Source organism: Flavobacterium lotistagni (assembly GCF_011392125.1).
Taxonomy (GTDB): Bacteria; Bacteroidota; Bacteroidia; order Flavobacteriales; family Flavobacteriaceae; genus Flavobacterium; species Flavobacterium lotistagni.
This window is the reverse complement of the sequence record NZ_JAAJBU010000013.1, coordinates 64693-82544: the sequence shown is the minus strand read 5'-3', so window position 1 is coordinate 82544 and position 17852 is coordinate 64693. Positions and strand designations below refer to the sequence as shown.

The 17852-nt window shown below is 43.0% G+C and carries 14 protein-coding genes and 1 tRNA gene; 3 read left to right on the top strand and 12 right to left on the bottom strand.

Annotated features, from left to right (window positions below; translation table 11 throughout):
* Nucleotides 1-374: 374 nt before the first annotated feature.
* The 7 genes from G4D82_RS12990 to G4D82_RS12960 all read right to left on the bottom strand — a co-directional run bounded on the left by G4D82_RS12990 (nucleotide 375) and on the right by G4D82_RS12960 (nucleotide 10508).
* Nucleotides 375-1133, bottom strand: coding sequence for a DUF2490 domain-containing protein (locus tag G4D82_RS12990; protein ID WP_207788178.1), 759 nt, complete (start codon nucleotides 1131-1133; stop codon nucleotides 375-377).
* Nucleotides 1134-1163: 30 nt separating this feature from the next.
* Entirely contained in the window at nucleotides 1164-2555 is a 1392-nt protein-coding gene (locus tag G4D82_RS12985; RefSeq protein WP_166337721.1) for a TolC family protein, read from the bottom strand.
* 2 nt (nucleotides 2556-2557) lie between these two features.
* Nucleotides 2558-3901: an HlyD family secretion protein gene (locus tag G4D82_RS12980; RefSeq protein WP_166337720.1), complete on the bottom strand. Its 1344-nt coding sequence runs from the start codon at nucleotides 3899-3901 to the stop codon at nucleotides 2558-2560.
* A 4-nt stretch (nucleotides 3902-3905) separates the two neighbouring features.
* Complete coding sequence (locus G4D82_RS12975; RefSeq protein ID WP_166337719.1) at nucleotides 3906-5564, bottom strand: peptidase domain-containing ABC transporter; 1659 nt, start codon at nucleotides 5562-5564, stop codon at nucleotides 3906-3908.
* The gene (locus G4D82_RS12970) at nucleotides 5561-6235 is read right to left on the bottom strand and encodes a TetR/AcrR family transcriptional regulator (protein ID WP_166337718.1); all 675 of its coding nucleotides are present in this window, start codon (nucleotides 6233-6235) and stop codon (nucleotides 5561-5563) included. The genes G4D82_RS12975 and G4D82_RS12970 overlap by 4 nt, the downstream gene beginning before the upstream one ends.
* Before the next feature lie 137 nt (nucleotides 6236-6372).
* On the bottom strand, nucleotides 6373-7890 hold the full coding sequence (gene gpmI / locus G4D82_RS12965; RefSeq protein ID WP_166337717.1) for a 2,3-bisphosphoglycerate-independent phosphoglycerate mutase: 1518 nt from the start codon (nucleotides 7888-7890) through the stop codon (nucleotides 6373-6375).
* A 197-nt stretch (nucleotides 7891-8087) separates the two neighbouring features.
* The gene (locus tag G4D82_RS12960; RefSeq protein ID WP_166337716.1) at nucleotides 8088-10508 is read right to left on the bottom strand and encodes a DUF5916 domain-containing protein; all 2421 of its coding nucleotides are present in this window, start codon (nucleotides 10506-10508) and stop codon (nucleotides 8088-8090) included.
* Nucleotides 10509-10777: 269 nt separating this feature from the next.
* Between G4D82_RS12960 and G4D82_RS12955 the strand changes: the two genes are divergently transcribed.
* Nucleotides 10778-11482: a murein L,D-transpeptidase catalytic domain family protein gene (locus G4D82_RS12955; RefSeq protein WP_166337715.1), complete on the top strand. Its 705-nt coding sequence runs from the start codon at nucleotides 10778-10780 to the stop codon at nucleotides 11480-11482.
* 174 nt (nucleotides 11483-11656) lie between these two features.
* A tRNA-Gly gene (locus G4D82_RS12950) sits at nucleotides 11657-11729 on the top strand.
* Nucleotides 11730-11792: 63 nt separating this feature from the next.
* Here G4D82_RS12950 and G4D82_RS12945 read toward each other — a convergent pair.
* The 5 genes from G4D82_RS12945 to G4D82_RS12925 form a co-directional block, all read right to left on the bottom strand.
* Nucleotides 11793-12731 (bottom strand): energy transducer TonB, encoded by a 939-nt coding sequence (locus tag G4D82_RS12945; protein ID WP_166337714.1) that lies wholly within the window; start codon nucleotides 12729-12731, stop codon nucleotides 11793-11795.
* A gap of 21 nt (nucleotides 12732-12752) precedes the next feature.
* The gene (locus G4D82_RS12940) at nucleotides 12753-13577 is read right to left on the bottom strand and encodes a thymidylate synthase (RefSeq protein WP_166337713.1); all 825 of its coding nucleotides are present in this window, start codon (nucleotides 13575-13577) and stop codon (nucleotides 12753-12755) included.
* 69 nt (nucleotides 13578-13646) lie between these two features.
* Complete coding sequence (locus G4D82_RS12935; RefSeq protein ID WP_166337712.1) at nucleotides 13647-14273, bottom strand: bifunctional nuclease family protein; 627 nt, start codon at nucleotides 14271-14273, stop codon at nucleotides 13647-13649.
* Between the two features lie 110 nt (nucleotides 14274-14383).
* Entirely contained in the window at nucleotides 14384-15352 is a 969-nt protein-coding gene (locus G4D82_RS12930) for an electron transfer flavoprotein subunit alpha/FixB family protein (RefSeq protein ID WP_166337711.1), read from the bottom strand.
* A gap of 226 nt (nucleotides 15353-15578) precedes the next feature.
* Nucleotides 15579-16325: an electron transfer flavoprotein subunit beta/FixA family protein gene (locus G4D82_RS12925; RefSeq protein ID WP_166337710.1), complete on the bottom strand. Its 747-nt coding sequence runs from the start codon at nucleotides 16323-16325 to the stop codon at nucleotides 15579-15581.
* Between the two features lie 325 nt (nucleotides 16326-16650).
* On the opposite strand from G4D82_RS12925, the gene G4D82_RS12920 reads away from it, so the two are divergent.
* The gene (locus G4D82_RS12920) at nucleotides 16651-17628 is read left to right on the top strand and encodes a pyruvate dehydrogenase complex E1 component subunit beta (RefSeq protein ID WP_166337709.1); all 978 of its coding nucleotides are present in this window, start codon (nucleotides 16651-16653) and stop codon (nucleotides 17626-17628) included.
* Nucleotides 17629-17852 lie beyond the last annotated feature (224 nt).

Below are 17852 nucleotides of genomic sequence, written 5' to 3'. Positions count from 1 at the left end.
TCGCGTCTTTGCGCCTCTGCGAGAAAATTAAATCTCGCTAAGACGCCAAGGCGCAAAGCTATTGATGTCATTTACCTGTTGTCACTTTCCACAAATCATAGTTGAAATTTCCAATCAGGACGTGCCCATAGAAAACCATTGTGCAAAACTTCGCGTCTTTGCGCCTCTGCGAGAAAATTAAATCTCGCTAAGACGCCAAGGCGCAAAGCTATTGATGTCATTTACCTGTTGTCACTTTCCACAAATCATAGTTGAAATTTCCAATCAGGACGTGCCCGTAGAAAACCACTGTGCAAACTTCGCGTCTTTGCGCCTTTGCGCCTTTGCGAGAAAATTAAATCTCGCTAAGACGCCAAGGCGCAAAGCTCTTGATGTCATTTACCTGTAGCAGCTTTCCGCAAATCAAAATTAAAAATCCCTGTAACGATAAAACCATTATTCTTCTGGAATACATTCTCGCCATTCACTTCGCGACCCAGTTGTACAATCTGGTTCAAATAGCCGCCTTCGGCTTTGAAATGCTTATTGAACTGGTAGCCCACGAGTAAACCCAAACGGTTCTGGTCAAAAATATTTTCGGCGATTTTTCCGCCAAAGCCTATGAATATTTCGTCGTAAGCGGCCGCGTAAAAATCCTTGTAAACCGGTAGTTGCAACCGGAACATATAGCGCAACCGGTTGGTGTAGATATAAATGTCTTCGTTGTTCAAATCCTCGCTTGAATACCGTCCGACCCAGCGTTGCTCCAGCATCAAACGGTGGCTCACATTGAGTTGGTTCATATTATTATTGAATTGCACCATTTCAAAAATGCGGTGCTCGGTAAAGTCTTTTCCCATGCCATTGAGCGGAATCTCGCCATACGGATAAGTCTCGGCCCAAGCATAACCTGCGCGAAAAAGCACGTTGTTATTGTATTTGTAATTCACGCCAATCCGCAACAAACCTTGCTGCCAGTTTTCGCCATAATCTAGGCGCCGCCATTGGTATTCGGTGTGGATTCCGAAATGTTCTGAAACAGTAAAAGTCGCGTTGGCCGCATACCAGCCAATATTATTTCGGTCAGTAATCCGGTTTTGGGCGGTACTGAAAAGTGAATGCAATAAGAAAATCGTCAGTAAAAGTTTTTTCAAAATAATAAAGGTTAAGATGTGGCTGGCGGTTTATCCTCCGGGATTGGCCATAGTTTGATACAAATCGGCATGCGAAATCAAGAGTTGGTTCTCCAGTGTGATTTGTGAGAGTTGCGTCGAAATCAAACTATTTTCCCTAGAATTGAGTAAAAACATGGAACTCTCGCCAAACTCAAAAAGCCGCGTTTCAGAATTGACCAAAGTTTCGGTATCGGCCACCAAACTTTCAATAAGTTTTTTCTGTTTCTCCAGCGATTTTACGGCAATGCGCTGCGAGGCAATTTTATTGGAAAGCTCCAATTTTTCCAAGCTCAAATTGAATTGCGATTCTTGTAGTTTCAATTTGGCCATTTTCAAATCGCCACGTTCTTTTCTGAGAAACAAAGGAAAGGCAAAGTTTACACCTACTTTATAATCTTTCAAGCCATAAGCCGACATCGAATCGGGCACAGCCAAATAGGAATAGCCCAAATCAATTCGCGGCAGTAAAGCATTTGATTTGAGTTTTTTGTCGATGGTTAGCAATTCTATCTTCCTTTCCAGTACATTAATTTTCGGGTGGTTGGCGATTGTTGGTTCGTTTTGCAACAGCTCTTCGGTGCGCAGCGTGGTCGCGATGGAGTTGGCGAGTGCTTTTTCAGGCTGTACCGTTTCGGCCAACTCGAGCGGAATGGCATTGTCGAGCCACAAAAAATTGCTGAGTTCTAGTGCGGCTTTGTTGAGTTTGAGCTTTGAATCTTCTAAACTCACCAAACGATTGCTCACAATAATTCTGGCCTCGATGCTGTCAATCGCAGGTTTATCGCCTTGTTCAATCAAACTTTTGATGCCGCGGAAACGATTTTCTGCCACAGTCAAATATTCGCTGTACAATTGCACTTCGTCAAAACTTCGTTTCCACTTGAAATAAGCCAACGAAGCTTCGTGAATCACTGCTACGGCTCGTAATTTCTGCTCGTCTTGGCTGAGTTTCAGATAGGTTTTGGCTTTTCTTAAATCGGCCATCCGCTGGTTAATCAGTAAACCTTGACCCAACGGAACGCTCACACCAAAAGAAGCCAATCCGTTATTAGGAACCGTGTTCTGCGGATCCAGAAACAAGCCGTCGTTATTTTCAAATCCGGCTTTGGCTTCAATGCCGTACCAAGTCGGGATTTTGAAAGTACCGTTGAGCAGCGAATAATATTCTTTGTCTTTAAATTGTTTCTGTGAGAAATCCGCTTCTAATTTTGGGTCAAATCCGCCGCGGGCTTTCATCAGGTTGGCTTCCGCCATACTCACTTCAAGACCGGCATTGCGCACCATCGGATGGTACTTTTTTACATAACCCAGAAATTCGGCAAACGGCAGCACTGTCGGGTTTTCGGTTTGAGCCCAACCCGGAAGCGATGACAATAACAAAATCAAAAGCCAGTTTTTCATCACTATTTTTCTTTAGCGGTTGTAGTTTTGGGTTTGTAATAATTCGGTGGAAATCCGTTGAGGTTGCGCCAGATTTCGTACCAAATCGGTACATCGTTGAGCAAGGCAATTGTCTGTGCGCCACTGCCGATGCTGAGCTGTTTGGGCCAAGGCGCATCGTTCGGGTCGGGAGCTATTAAGATTCTGAATTTTCCGTTCTCACTAATGGCATTCTCGATGGCAGCCACTCGTCCGCCAAAAGTACCGTAAGACATATTGGGCCAGCCGGAAAACACGATTCTGGGCCAACCGTCGAACCAAACCCTAATTTTTTCGCCTCGGTGCACTAGCGGTAAATCGATAGGGTCAATGTAAGATTCCACTGCAATTTCGTAGTCTGCGGGCATAATGCTCACAATCGAAGTACCTTCCTTGATGGTTTCGCCAATACCGGCTTGCAAGGCACGGTTCACATAACCACTTTGAGGTGCTTTGATGTAGTACATTCCGTTTCGGATGCTGTAGTTCACGTATTGGTTCTCGAGTTTGGTCACTTGGGCTTCGGTGTCGAACTGGCTGCTGAGCGCGGTGAATTGGTCGCTTTGGGCCTTGGAAGCTTTCTCGTTGTATTCGGCTTGGATGCGGTTGATTTCCACCTTGGCGTTAATGAATTCATTTTTACTGGCCAGCAGTTTGTTCTCCTGAGTGATGATTTTCGCCTCAGCTTCCTGCAATTTCAGGCGTTTCTCTTCTACATCTGTCAGCGGTTTAAGGCCTTCTTTATTGAGTTGCACAGAGCGATTGAACTGGGTTTTAGCAATTTTGATTTGGGTTTTCACGGCTTCGAAATCGATACTGTCGCTCTTAATTTTTAGCATTGCTTGTTGAATTTTATTCTTGGCTTGCTGCAGTTTGAGGTTTTTTTCGTTTTCGATTGCAGAAATCTGGTTCGACAAAGCCTTAACTTTAGAACCATAGGAAATGACCGATTTCTTTTTGGCCTCGACTTGGTTTTTGGTATTGGCTACTAAATTCGGGTCGAAATAATCGTCTTTGATTTCCGAAATGAACAAAATGGTATCGCCTTTCTGCACGAAATCTCCTTCTTGAACATACCACTTTTCAATGCGCCCTGAAATCACACTCTGAATCGTTTGCGGACGTTGGTTCGGTTTGAGTGTGGTAACGGCTCCGTTTCCTGAAATATTCTGTGTCCAAGGCAAGAAGAGCAAAATGAAAACGAAAGCGCAAACCCCGATAATAATGCGGTTCAAGACTTTGTAATGCGGACGCGTACTCAAATTTTTAACCGTCGCATATTGCTCTAAAGGAACAATTTTCTGTTGGGTATGAGATAAGTTTAGCATGGCGTTATTGTTTGAGGTCAGAGGTGATTTTTCCGTTTTGTAGGGCAATGATTCTAGAGCAAGCTGCCTTCCAGCGTTCGTTTTTCGAGGTGACGATTACTGTCCAGGAATGTTTGTCAGATAAGATAAAATCGATGATCTCACTAGCCACAATTTCGTCAAGTGTATCGGTCGGATTTTCGTAAAACAAGATTTTGGGTTTGTGAATAATACTTCTGGCGAGTAAAATTTTTCGTGCATTTGAAGACGATAGCTTCTTGCCTTCAGGGAAAATCTTAGTGTCTAATCCTTCGGGTAATGATTTGATGTAGCTACCCAATTGTACAGCATCGATAGCCCATTTTAAATCCTCATCGGAAACTGTTGCATCGTTGAAAGTGATGTTCTCTTTAATAGTACCTTCAAAAGGCGTCTCGCCATGAAAAATCGTCCCAATTTGCGAGCGGTATTGTTCAAGATCCATTTTACGGTACATATCATCATTGATAAAAAACACACCAGAAGTTGGTTGCAGTAAGCCGGCCAAAATTCTTATTAAAGTGGTTTTTCCTGATCCGTTCTCACCTTCAAGGAAAATTGTTTCGCCTTGTTCTATTTTGAGCGATATTGATTTGAGTACATCGTTTTTAGACTCTGGAAAGCGAAATCTAAGATTCTCTGTTTCGAGTTGAATTTTGGTATAACAATAATCCTGTTTAAAGTCTTGTGCAGCTTCTAATTCTAAGTCAGTAATCCAACCGATTTTTTCCACCGAAGTCAATACATCATAAAAAGTTTCAAGCCCAAGAATAATCTTCTCAACCGAACCAATCACCAATAGAATGATGATTTCTGCCGCTACGAATTGCCCGACGTTCATTTGTTGGTTCAACACCAGAAATCCACCGACCGATAAAAGCCCAGCGCTAATAATCATCTTAAAAACAATCAACTGGCTGAATTGTTTCTGCAATACTTTAAAGTGCTTCTCGCGATAAGACAAGTAATCTGTTAATAGGGTATCGTTTTTTTGAAGTGCGAAGTGGTAATTCAACGTGTTGCGAAAACTGAAATGATTGCGAGCAATTTCCTGAATCCAGCCGGCGACTTTGTATTTGTAATGCGATTCTTTTAAACTCGTATTCAAACCTGTAGTATAGGAATTTTTGAAAATCAAGTAAAGCAAAATCAGCAGCGCCAATCCGAACAGAATAAAATAAGGATGATAAATCGAAAGCAGGATGATGCCGAAGAAAATCTGAAGCAAAGCCGCCGAGAAATCAATCAAGAGTTTGGAAGTGCCTTTCTGAATAGACAGCGTGTCGAAAAAGCGATTGGCCAATTCTGCCGGATAGATATTATAGGTAGATTCGAATTTGATTTTCGGGAAACGCGCCGTGAAATCAAACGACGAGCGCACAAAGATTTTCTGTTGCAAGTTCTCGGTAATGCGCAGTTGCATGAGCGATAAGAGCCCAACCAATGCTACGCCAAAGACCACCAAGAAAATCAACAAAACCCAAGAAGCGCTGATGCGTCCGGCCTGAATGAAAACAATAATCGCTTGAATGCCAATGGGCAATGACAAACTGATGAGTCCGGCAAAAATGGCGTAAAAGAAGATTTGCAAGACATCTTTTTTGTCGAGCCGCAGTAAGTTGAAAAATCGTTTAAGTGGTGTCATTTTCTGAGGATATTTTGTACTAAATCTAAATAGAAATCAGTGGGTGAAATGCTCGAGTCGCAGTTGGTAATGCTGCCTAAATGTAACATAAGGAAATGCTGGTGCAGGCAACCTTCCACGATGCTCGAAGCTAGGCTTTTGGCAAAACGATAATCTGGGTTTACTGTTTGAATTAGAGTCACGAGCCGATCGATGATTCTTTGGTAAATCAAGAAAAAGCCTTCCTTGTTCTCCTGATCGACTTCTTTGGTTTGTAGGGTTTTGGTGAATTCGGAGATGATAATTTTGTTCAAAATGCTTTCGTTGATGTGCGGAGTGCTTTGGTCGTCGAGAATTTTTTCGGTAATTACTGAAATGGCACGGTTGAGTTTCTCTGAAGCTTCGGTAATGTTTGAAGTGCTGAAAACAAGTTTGTATTCAATCCAGCTCCAATACCACGAAGACAAGTATAACATGAGTTTGTGTTTGTTCTCGAAGTAACGGTAAATCGAGCTTTCGTTCGAGTGGATGGCGGCACCAAGTTTTTTGAAAGTGAAATCCTCGAACCCGATTTGGTCGATGAGCAAGATACTGTGCTCGATGATTTTTTTGCCCAAAGCCGAGGTTTCAGGGTCTTTAACGTAAATTTTTGGGTTGATTTGTATTTTGAAGTTGCTCAACAAACTTTCCATATTGATTGTTTTTGATGCAAATATAATAGTAATACTATTGCTATTGAGAATTTAACTTTTATTTAGCGACTGTCAACCAAAAAAAAAACGCCAACTCAAAAAGAATTGGCGCTCACTATTTTGGAATAAATTATCTTTTACAGTAGCGATTTTTGGGTCATCGCTGCGGGTTTTTCTAGGCCCATGAGCTCAAGAATGGTCGGGGCAATGTCGCCCAAAATGCCGTTGTGAATGATCTTGAGTTCTGGGTCGACCAAAATAATCGGTACTGGGTTAGTGGTGTGCGCCGTGTTAGGGCTTCCGTCTGGGTTAATCATCGTTTCACAATTGCCATGATCGGCGATGACTATTGTGGTGTATTGGTTTCTAAGCGCGGCTTTGATGACTTTTTCGGCACATTTATCGACCGCTTCGCAAGCTTTGATGGCGGCTTCCATCACACCAGTATGGCCTACCATATCGCCGTTGGCAAAGTTCAAACAAACAAAATCGACTTCGCCTTTGTCGAGTTCCGGAACCAGTGCATCGGCCAATTCGAAAGCGCTCATTTCAGGTTGCAAGTCATAAGTAGCCACTTTGGGTGAATCTCTCAGAATTCGGGTTTCGCCTTCGAAAGGTTCTTCTCGGCCGCCGGAAAAGAAAAACGTCACGTGCGGATATTTCTCGGTCTCGGCAATCCGGATTTGTTTTTTGTGGTTTTTAGCGAGCACTTCGCCCAAGGTTTCGGTGATGTTGTCTTTGTCGAAAATGCGGTAGATGTTACTGAACGTATCGTCGTAATTGGTCATCGTGACATAATACAGGTTCATCTTATGCATGTTGAAATCGAGGTGGTCTTTCTGTGAAAGCACTTCGGTAAGTTGGCGGCCACGGTCAGTGCGGAAGTTGAAGAAAATGACCACATCGCCTTCTTTGATTGTTGTAATGGGTTGGTCTAGGGCATCGGTCATGACAATCGGCGGTAAGAACTCGTCGGTGATGTCTTTGGCGTAATTGTCTTCAATAGATTTCACGGCATCTTTGGAATGTTTTCCGATACCTTGAACGAGCAGATCATAAGCTTGCTTCACGCGTTCCCAACGTTTGTCGCGGTCCATGGCGTAATAGCGTCCGATGACCGAAGCCAGTTTGACCGATGTTCCTTTGACGTGGTTGACAATATCGCCGATAAAACCGGTGCCCGACTTTGGATCTACGTCGCGGCCGTCAGTGAAGGCGTGAACAAATACTTTTTGCAAACCGAAATCGTGCGCGGCATCAATCAATCCTTTTAAGTGATTGATGTGCGAATGGACGCCGCCATCGGAAACCAGCCCGAGCAAATGCACGTCTTTGTCATATTCTTTTGCGTAATGGAAAGCATCTTCAATGGCTTTTTCCTTGTTGATGGTTTTGTTCTCTACGGCCAGATTGATTTTAACCAAATCTTGGTAAATGATTCTACCGGCACCAAGGTTCATGTGGCCGACTTCACTATTGCCCATTTGGCCATCGGGTAAGCCTACGTTGAGCCCATCCGTGCGCAGTTGGGCACTTGGGTAATTTTGATAGAGCGAATTGATAAACGGAATTTTAGCATTGTCGGGCGCAGACACTTTCGGGTCGGGTGATTTGCCCCAACCGTCGAGGATCATCAGGATGACTTTTTTGTTCATGGTATTTTGGGTTTGCGAAGCCGCAAGGTTTCAAGATTTAACGAATTTTTGTCGGACAGTTCATAGCCCTAGCCCTGATGGCAGCGGCACCCTTTTGCTGCTTTCTTTAAGCAGGAAAAGGTATAGCGAACAGCAGGATTAAGCTTCTAAAAGCAAATAAGCTTTTCAGCAAATAGCTACAAAATTAAAGAATAAAATTAGTGTTTGAGGCTGTTGTAATCGATAAAGTAGCGGAAACTGATCGAAAAAATGTGGTCGAGTTGTTCGTTGTTGACCAAATCGCCAACGTTGCGACGGAAATTGGTCGAAAAGACATTGGTGTCAATCAGCGCATTGTTGCGATACAACACCGAAATCTGGCTGCCCGGCGCGAACCACCAGTTGTAGGAAAGATCGAAATTCCAGGTGTTGAAATCGTTGTTTTTGTTCTCGGTGTAAGTGCTAATTTCGGTCAAATCGCCATCGTTTTCTAGCTCAAGAATGTCGTGATTTTTGGCGTAAGACCAGTAATGGCGTACCAAAAGGTTGAAATTCATTCGGTTGTTGACCGAGTAACGGCCATCGAGCGTATTGGTATAAGTGTGGCGGTTGCGTCGGGCGAAGATAATTTTGTCGTCGGTAGCCGGATTGCTGTCGTGGTCGAAAGTGTCAATATAGCCGGTATTGTTGTGTTGCTGTAAATAGTTGAAGCGATAAATGAGCAATAACCGGTCGGAGAAACGGTAGCGCGGACTCACTGTAAAACCGTAATTGGCGCGGTCTTTTTCGTTGAATAAATTGAGCGTTGTGTTCAAATCGACCAAAAAACGGCGGTTGTAATTCGGGGAATAATACAAACGCGTTTCGAAATATTCGGGCAAGGTGACAAAACGGGTTTCGCCTTCGGTGCGCGGCTCGTAAAAATCGTAGTTCTTCATTGGGCGAATCGTGATTCCGGCACCGAGATAGTCATTTTTCTTGTTGGTAGAGTTGAGGTTCAGATTCACGTAACTGCCCTGAATACGACCGGTTCGATTGTCAAACTCGGAATAAAGGTTGGTCGAGAAATCGAATGAATTAAAAGTTTTGTTGGGGTTCAGAATGCGGTAGCTTCCGTTGGCTTCTATGGTGTGATAATGGGTTTGGAAAGTGATGCCCAAATCGTCGATGTTGTAGTCTTTAGAAATGTAGCGGCTGCTCACAGAATAACGGTAGTTGCCGCTGGTTTCTCCTAAAGACAGGTAGGCATTGTATCCTTTTTTGTTGGTCGGATTTTCGTTGATCAGGCTGTATTTCATCTCACCGGTCAGATTGTAGGTATTGGCCTTGGTGTTCAAATCGAAAAGCGCTCCAGTGACGTTGGCATCGCGGAAATGGTCGGCACGCAACACGCTGGTATTAATTAAAGAAACCGATGAGTTTTTGCGAAAACGTTGGTCGAGTACCAATACATTATAATTGGTAAGCGGAGAAAGAATCGCGTTGCGCGTAGAATTGTCGTTGGTGTTGGTTACCGTTACCGAGGTCTTTTCCGTCACAGCATTCAAAACACCGATACCCAAACCGGCTTTGTTGCGACCTGAAATTTTTAAAGCGTTGAGTAGTTTGATTGATCCGGGAAGTTCTTCGGAAACTTCATCGTTGTTTAAAGCAAGATCTCTTGGGGTTTGGCCAATTCTTCGTGAATACACCAGATTGCCTTTGCTGAACAAATCGGTGCCTTCGGTAAAAAACGGACGGTTCTCGCTGAATTGCTGTTCGAAAGCGCTCAGGTTAAGTTCGACGTTATCAAACTTGGTCTGACCAAAATCTGGAATTAGAATCGCGTCGAGTGTGAAAGCATCACTAATGCCGTATTTGATGTCGAGCCCGCCTTTGAGTTCGCCTTTGGCTTTATTATATTTATTAGCGTTCAGATAAAAAGAAGAGTAAGGAATCAAAAACAAGCGGGTGGGCGTGTTGATGTTGTCAATGCCTTCCAAAATTCCCGACTGTGCGCTTTCGTTGTTGATTTTCGAGTCGATGAAATTCCAGGTATAATCCTGACGGTCGCGGCGAATTTCTCGGTAAAAGTTAACGCCCCAAGTTTGAAATTGATTTTTAGAGAACCGAAGCGCCGCATACGGAATCTTGATTTCTGCCACCCAACCATATTCTGTTATGGCCACTTTACTGTTCCAAATCGCATCCCAAGTGAAGTCTTGCCCGTTTTGGTTGGTAAAAATGCAATCCATCTGCACGCCGGCAGAACTGACGAAAAAGCGAAAATCCTGTTGGCTGTCATTAAAGCCGTTAATAAAAACCCCGAAGTGTTCTGCTGCGCCAAATATATCGCGTTGGGTGATTTCTTTACAAATCTTCGACGGGTCGTCATCGTACATTTTGGCGGCGATGTATATTCCGTCGTCATTATATGCTACCTGAACTTCTGTTTTTTTGGCTTGGGCAATCGGCCTTCCGTTATCTGGACCAAACATGATGAAGTCTTTGGCGATGGGCGCGAATTCCCAAATCGGCTCATCGATTTTAGCGTCTATAGTAATATCGCCCGATGGAACGGCCCTTAAAACTTTCTTCTGGCTGTAAGAAACATGAAATAGGCAGATAAAAATTAATATGTAGTAAGGAAATTTACCCATAAACGCGGTAGGTTAGTTAAACAAAAGTAACGATAAAATTCAACGATGCAATAGCTTATACAATAAAAACCGAAGTGGTTCGTTTTCGGTAATTCGCAGTGTTTTCGAGCGGTTGTTATAAATCGGATTCTTCCCAAGATTTATAAAAACATGCGTTTCGTCGATTATTTTGGTCGATAATCGCATTTTTTTGTTAAAAAAGTTGGCTGGGAAAATATGTTTTAATAGGTTTGCTGCCCCGAGTCTATTGTGGAACCTAATCTAAATCAATGAAATATAAGTTTTTATCGTTCGCTATTGTATTTGTGCTGATGGCTTTTGCGCCAACAAAAACAGCCGTTCCGAATACCTATTTTCCCGTTGAATCCCTTGGAGGTTTTGAAGCCAAAGCCGCTAGCTTGCATGCTGGTTTGAATGCCAATCATTTCCAATTGCCTAAACTCAAAAGTTTTTCTGAGGCACTCAAAGGATTTTACCAATTACAAGATAAAGGCCTTTTGCAAAAAGAATTGCTGACCATCATCGACTTCAGTATGTCATCCAACGAAAAGCGCCTTTGGATTATCGATATGGCTACCGAAACTGTTTTAATGAATACTTATGTAGCCCATGGTAAAAATACCGGTGAAGAATTTGCCACTTCATTTTCCAACACCGATTCATCCAACAAAAGCAGTTTAGGATTTTATACTACCGGAGAAGTATACAATGGCAAGCACGGCCTATCGCTCAAACTAGACGGAATTGAAAAAGGCATCAACAACAACGCAAGAAGACGCGGAATTGTGATGCACGCGGCAGACTATGTTTCGACAAGTTTTATCAAAGCGCACAACCGTTTAGGAAGAAGCCAAGGTTGTCCGGCAGTTCCGACCGAACTTTCGGCACAAATCATAGAACTGATAAAAAACAAATCGTGTCTGTTCATTTATCATCCGTCACGAAGCTATAATATCAACGAAAAACTGGTTTAAAGACCGGTTTTTTTGTGTTCGATTGAATTGTTTTAAAGAACAGGTCGACAGATAACAAATTCACAATAAAAAGGTTGGCTGAATTGAATCCGGCTGAACGGCATAAAAAAATAATTTTATTAAAAAAAACTTGCAAGTCCGAGAAGTTATTGCTTATATTTGCACCGCAATAACGCGGAAGTAGCTCAGTTGGTAGAGCTCCAGCCTTCCAAGCTGGTTGTCGCGAGTTCGAGCCTCGTCTTCCGCTCTGATAGAACCTCAAATGAAAGTTTGGGGTTTTTTGTTTTTCGTCTATATGGATGAAATAAAATTACTGCGATCCACTTAAGGCGATTGGTAAAGAGTAATTGCATCTGACTTTGACACCTCTTTGTTCTCCAGGAATCCATTTTTCATATTTCTGAACGACTCTAATTGCTTCCTCATCCAGACCATATCCGGCACCTTTGAGGATTTTTGGTTCTACGATATTGCCTTGTTCATCAACTACGAAAGTAATAATGATTTTTCCCTTGATGTTTTCTTTTCTCGCTTCTTTAGAATACTTAAAATTATTGCCAATGAATTCGTAGAAATCTTTCATGCCTTTTTTGGGCTCAGGTTTTTTTTCAAATTGGTCGTATCGTATTTCAACATTGTTCTGATCAGTTCTGACACCTGAAATGAATTTTCCTTCGACATATGTTTCCACTATCTTTACTTTTCCATGGTTGAATTCCGATTTCCATTCCCCCTCTCGATAACCATTCTTGACACTTCCTTCGCCATAAAAACTGTTTAAACCTTTGATATAACCATTGCCATCGATAACAGTTTTATTGTTTTGACTATCCCAGTATTGAAAAATTTTAGACTTTGAATTACCTTCTTCAAAATATTCTCCTTCATACTCAGGATTTCCATTCTCATACCATGTATAGTATTTACCCACAGGAGCTGAATTTTCAAAATGGCACTGTGATTTTTTTTCTCCGTCAGGATAATAATAAACAAAATCGCCGGTCTGTTTCAAACGGTCTTTGTCAAGAGAGTAACCTTCCATTCTTAGGTTTCCAGACTTATAATAATCTTGAACCTTATAGGGTTTGTTCTCGCTAAAATAATTTCTAATTATCCTATAATACGTGTGACTTCCTTCGGCAACTTCATTGTTTATGGAGTCCAAAAATATTTTCTTGTCACCTGATTCTTGTGCCTGAACATGAATTGAAATCAATACCCACAGTACCAGAAAAGAAAATTGCTTCATAAAATTTTGTATAAAGTGTCCTTACACCGCCACTTCACCTTTAATATGCGGATGCGGATCGTAATCCGTTAGGGTAAAATCCTCAAATTTAAAATCTAGGATGTTTTTCACTTCAGGGTTCAGGTGCATTTTAGGCAGCGGTCTAGGTTCACGTGAGAGTTGCAATTCGAGCTGCTCGAAATGGTTGTTGTAGATGTGCGCGTCGCCAAAAGTGTGAATGAATTCTCCTGGTTGCAAATCGCAAACCTGCGCAATCATTAACACCAACAAGGCATACGAAGCGATATTGAAAGGAACGCCCAAAAAGATGTCGGCGCTGCGTTGGTACAATTGGCAGGATAATTTTCCGTCGGCTACATAAAACTGGAAGAACGCGTGGCATGGCGGCAAAGCTACTTTTCCGTTGGCGACATTCTCTGCAAAAGATTTTGAAGTATCGGGAAGCACCGACGGGTTCCAAGCGGAAATCAGCATTCTGCGACTGTTCGGATTGGTTTTTAAAGTTTCAATCAGTTCAGTAATCTGATCAATGCCTTCGCTGTTCCAATTGCGCCATTGGTGGCCGTAAACAGGGCCTAAATTTCCGACGGCGTCGGCCCATTCATCCCAAATCCGGACGCCATTTTCGTTCAGGTAAGCAATATTGGTGTCGCCTTTCAAGAACCAAAGCAACTCATATATAATAGACTTTAAGTGCAACTTTTTGGTAGTTACCATCGGAAAACCTTCACTGAGGTCAAATCGCATTTGGTATCCGAAAACACTTTTGGTTCCCGTGCCGGTGCGGTCGCCTTTCTGGGTGCCGTTTTCCAGTACGTGTTTTACTAGGTCGTGGTATTGTTTCATTTATTTAGCCTTTAGCGTTCAGCTGTCAGCACTCAGCTAAATGCTGATGGCTCACAGCTACTAGCTGATTTACGATTCTCTCTTCGAAATCTCATCGCGGATTTTCGCCGCCTTTTCATAATCCTCGTCTTGTACTGCGCCTTCGAGAAGTTCATGCAGTTCAGACAAGCTGTGTTTAGTATAAGTTTCCCCGGCCTGGTTGCTTTCTTCGATGCCGAAAGTTTCCGGCGGTGTGAGCGCGCCACTGAGTTCGTCACTTTGCGGATTGGGTTCCATCGAACTGCTTTTGAGGTAAATCCCGGCTTTGTCCAAAATATTCTTGTAAGTGAAAATCGGAGCCGAAAACCTCAGGGCCAATGCAATCGCATCTGAAGTTCTGGCATCAATGATTTCTTCAATCTTGTCTCGTTCGCAAATGATGCTAGAATAGAAAACGCCATCTACGAGTTTGTGGATAATCACTTGCTTGACCACGATGTCGAAGCGTTCGGCGAAATTCTTGAAAAGATCGTGCGTCAATGGGCGCGGCGGCTTGATTTCTTTTTCCAGCGCAATGGCTATTGATTGGGCTTCGAAGGCACCAATGACAATCGGCAGCTTGCGTTCACCGTCTACTTCATTCAGGATTAAGGCATACGCGCCGTTTTGTGTCTGGCTGTATGAAATCCCTTTTATCGTTAATTTAACTAAGCTCATAGTTGCAAAAGTACAATGAAATGGTAGAAACTACCAACACATTTTTTTAACAAAAAAAGCTATCTGAATGAAATGCACCCAGATAGCCTTTCTTAGGCCAATTTATAAAATTAAGCGTTTTGTGCTTTGAAAGCTTTTAATTTCTCGTTGAGTTTCGGCACGATTTCGAACAAATCGCCTACCACGCCATAATCCGCTACCTTGAAGAAAGGCGCTTCCGGATCCGAGTTGATGACCAATTTCACTTTCGAAGAGTTGATTCCGGCAATATGCTGGATCGCACCTGAAATTCCTACCGCCACGTATAAGTTCGCCGCTACAGGTTTCCCAGTTTGCCCGACGTGTTCTCCGTGCGGTCTCCAGTCCAAATCGGAAACTGGTTTAGAACACGCGGTTGCAGCGCCCAAAGTAGCCGCCAAATCCTCGATGATTCCCCAGTTCTCCGGACCTTTCATTCCTCGGCCTGCAGATACGACAATATCAGCATCGGCAATAGTTACTTTTCCGGTAGATTTTTCTACTGATTGTACTTTCACGCCAAAATCCGCATCTGAAATCGACGGAGCGAAATCTTCTTCTGTTTGCGATGATGCATTTTCAAAAACGCCGTATGAGTTCTTTCCTAAACTCAACACTTTTACGTCGGTGCTGATTTCGGTAACGTTGAACGCCTTGTTCGAGAATGCGTGTCTTTTCACCTGAAACGGCGAAGTGCTCACCGGCAAACCGACTACGTTAGATGCGAAACCGGCTTCCAAAGCAACGGCTACCAGCGGAGCTAAATACAAACTATCGGTCGTTGAAGACAACAAAACCAATTTCACATTTTCTTTTTGGGCGGCCTGCTTGATCACGTCGGCGTAAGCTTTTGCGGTGAATCCGGCGAGTTTGTCGCTGTTCACTTTCAAGACTTTATCGACACCGTATTTCGAAAGTTCCGAAACCTCTCCGGCATTGATCGTCACGGCAGTCACGCTCGTTCCCATGTTTTGCGCCACGGCTTTGGCGTACGAAGCCAATTCGAAAGCGACTTTCTTAAATTTTCCGTCTGCAGATTCTGCGTATATTAATATAGACATCTTTAATTATTTTGAATGATGAATGTTGAATGTTGAGTGGGGCGTTGCCTTCGGCCGGGCTTTCCGTTGCAATCTTTTTTTACAAAAAAGGATTTTCACTGCAATCCCTAACGCGGGCTAACGTTCCTGTTTTATGTTTTTCTTCTTTACGAAGGTTTGGTTTTATACCTGAAGCCCACCGGGCTTCCTCCTCTTAATATCAAATCTAACGCGGGCTCCGTTTCCCTTAGATTACTTTTGCCTCGTTGTGCAATGCGCTGACCAAGCCATCCAAATCGTCAGCCGAGAACAATTTCACCGCTGATTTCGGAGCTGGTTTTTCAAACTTCACAGCTTTGGTTTCTACGTTGGCAGCCACAGGTTCCAAAACGGTCAAAACTTTGGTTCTTGCAGTCATAATCCCGCGCATATTTGGAATACGCAAATCTTTTTCTTCCACTAAGCCTTTTTGTCCGCCAATAATTAGAGGTAACGAAGCAGATAAAATTTCTTTTCCACCGTCGATTTCGCGCGCTGCGGTAGCGGCAGTGCCGTCCACTTTTAATTCAATGCACGAGTTTACGAAGTTGTAACCGAGCAAACCGGCCACCATTCCCGGAACCATTCCGCCGTTGTAATCCAAAGATTCTTTTCCGGCAATCACCAAATCGTAACCACCATTTTTAATCACTTCGGCCAATTGCTTGGCTACGAAAAACCCGTCGGTCGGAGTAGCATTGACACGAATGGCTTCGTTAGCTCCAATGGCAAGTGCTTTTCTCAAAGTCGGCTCTGTGTCTGGGCCGCCAACATTCACTACGGTAACGTTCGCGCCTTGTTGCTCCTGGAACCAAATGGCACGCGTCAAGCCAAATTCATCATTCGGATTAATCACATACTGTACGCCGTTGGTGTCAAACTCAGAATCGCCGTTGGTAAAGTTGATTTTGGAAGTAGTATCAGGCACATGGCTGATGCAAACTAATATTTTCATTTTGTAAAGTTTATAGAGTATTTCAGCCGCGAAAGTATAAAATAATTTTGAATAAAATTAATATGCATGCATAATATATAGTCCTACTATTTCGATTTCGCTGTGGGTTTTTCTCCTAAATGATTGTGGCATCTTTTTTCTTGTTCTTTTCTGGGGTGAAAGATATCCTCATAAATTCAATCACTATATACAAGCATTGGTTCAATTCGCTTGTTTCGGGCAGCCAGCAACCAGAAATAACTACTAAAAATTAAAATGACTTTTGTTTCTATCTGACTAGAAAATTTTTACTTTTGCTTTCCAAAATTGACACAAAGAAATTGATATGAGAACGATACAGTTTAGAGAAGCCATAGCCGAAGCCATGAGCGAAGAAATGCGCCGCGACGAATCGGTATATCTGATGGGCGAGGAAGTAGCCGAGTACAACGGAGCTTATAAAGCTTCAAAAGGAATGCTAGACGAATTTGGCCCTAAAAGAGTCATCGATACACCGATTGCCGAATTAGGTTTCGCCGGTATTGCAGTAGGCTCAGCCATGAACGGTTGCCGTCCGATTGTAGAATACATGACCTTCAATTTCTCATTGGTAGGTATCGATCAAATCATCAACAACGCAGCAAAAATGCGCCAGATGTCAGCCGGACAATTCCCAATGCCAATGGTTTTTCGTGGGCCAACCGCATCAGCTGGGCAATTGGGCGCGACGCACTCACAGGCTTTTGAGAACTGGTTTGCCAACACACCAGGTTTGAAAGTAGTAGTGCCATCAACACCTTATGATGCCAAAGGATTGCTCAAGTCAGCCATTCGCGACAACGATCCGGTGATTTTCATGGAGTCAGAACAAATGTATGGCGATAAAGGCGAAGTGCCGGATGGCGAATACACACTTCCGTTAGGCGTGGCCGATATTAAAAGAGAAGGAACCGATGTAACAATCGTATCGTTCGGGAAAATCATCAAAGAAGCCCACGCAGCAGCTGAAGTTTTAGAGAAAGAAGGTATTTCGTGCGAGATTATCGATTTGCGTACTGTTCGCCCGATGGATTACGATGCTATCATCAATTCTGTGAAGAAAACCAATCGTTTGGTGGTTTTAGAAGAAGCATGGCCGTTTGCAAGTGTCGCTTCTGAGATTACTTATATGGTACAAGAACGCGCGTTTGATTATCTTGATGCGCCAATTCAGAGAATTACTACTGCAGATACGCCTGCGCCTTATTCCCCGACCTTGCTTAAAGAATGGCTTCCAAATTCGGAAGATGTGATTAAAGCGGTGAAGAAAGTGCTTTACAAATAAGATTTTTTCTTTTAAAGATAGAAGCCGAAATGTTTAGTTTCGGCTTTTTTGTTTCTTCTTTTGTCTGGCAACAAAAGAAGCAAAAGTGCCTAAGCGGCGCATAAACGTGGCTAAAAATTGCTAGCTGGCACTAAATGAAATTAACTCGCCTGCGGCTCAAACAGAATTTCTTTCTTAACGCGTCAGCTAGCAATTTTCTTAACGCCACATTCATACTATGCCGC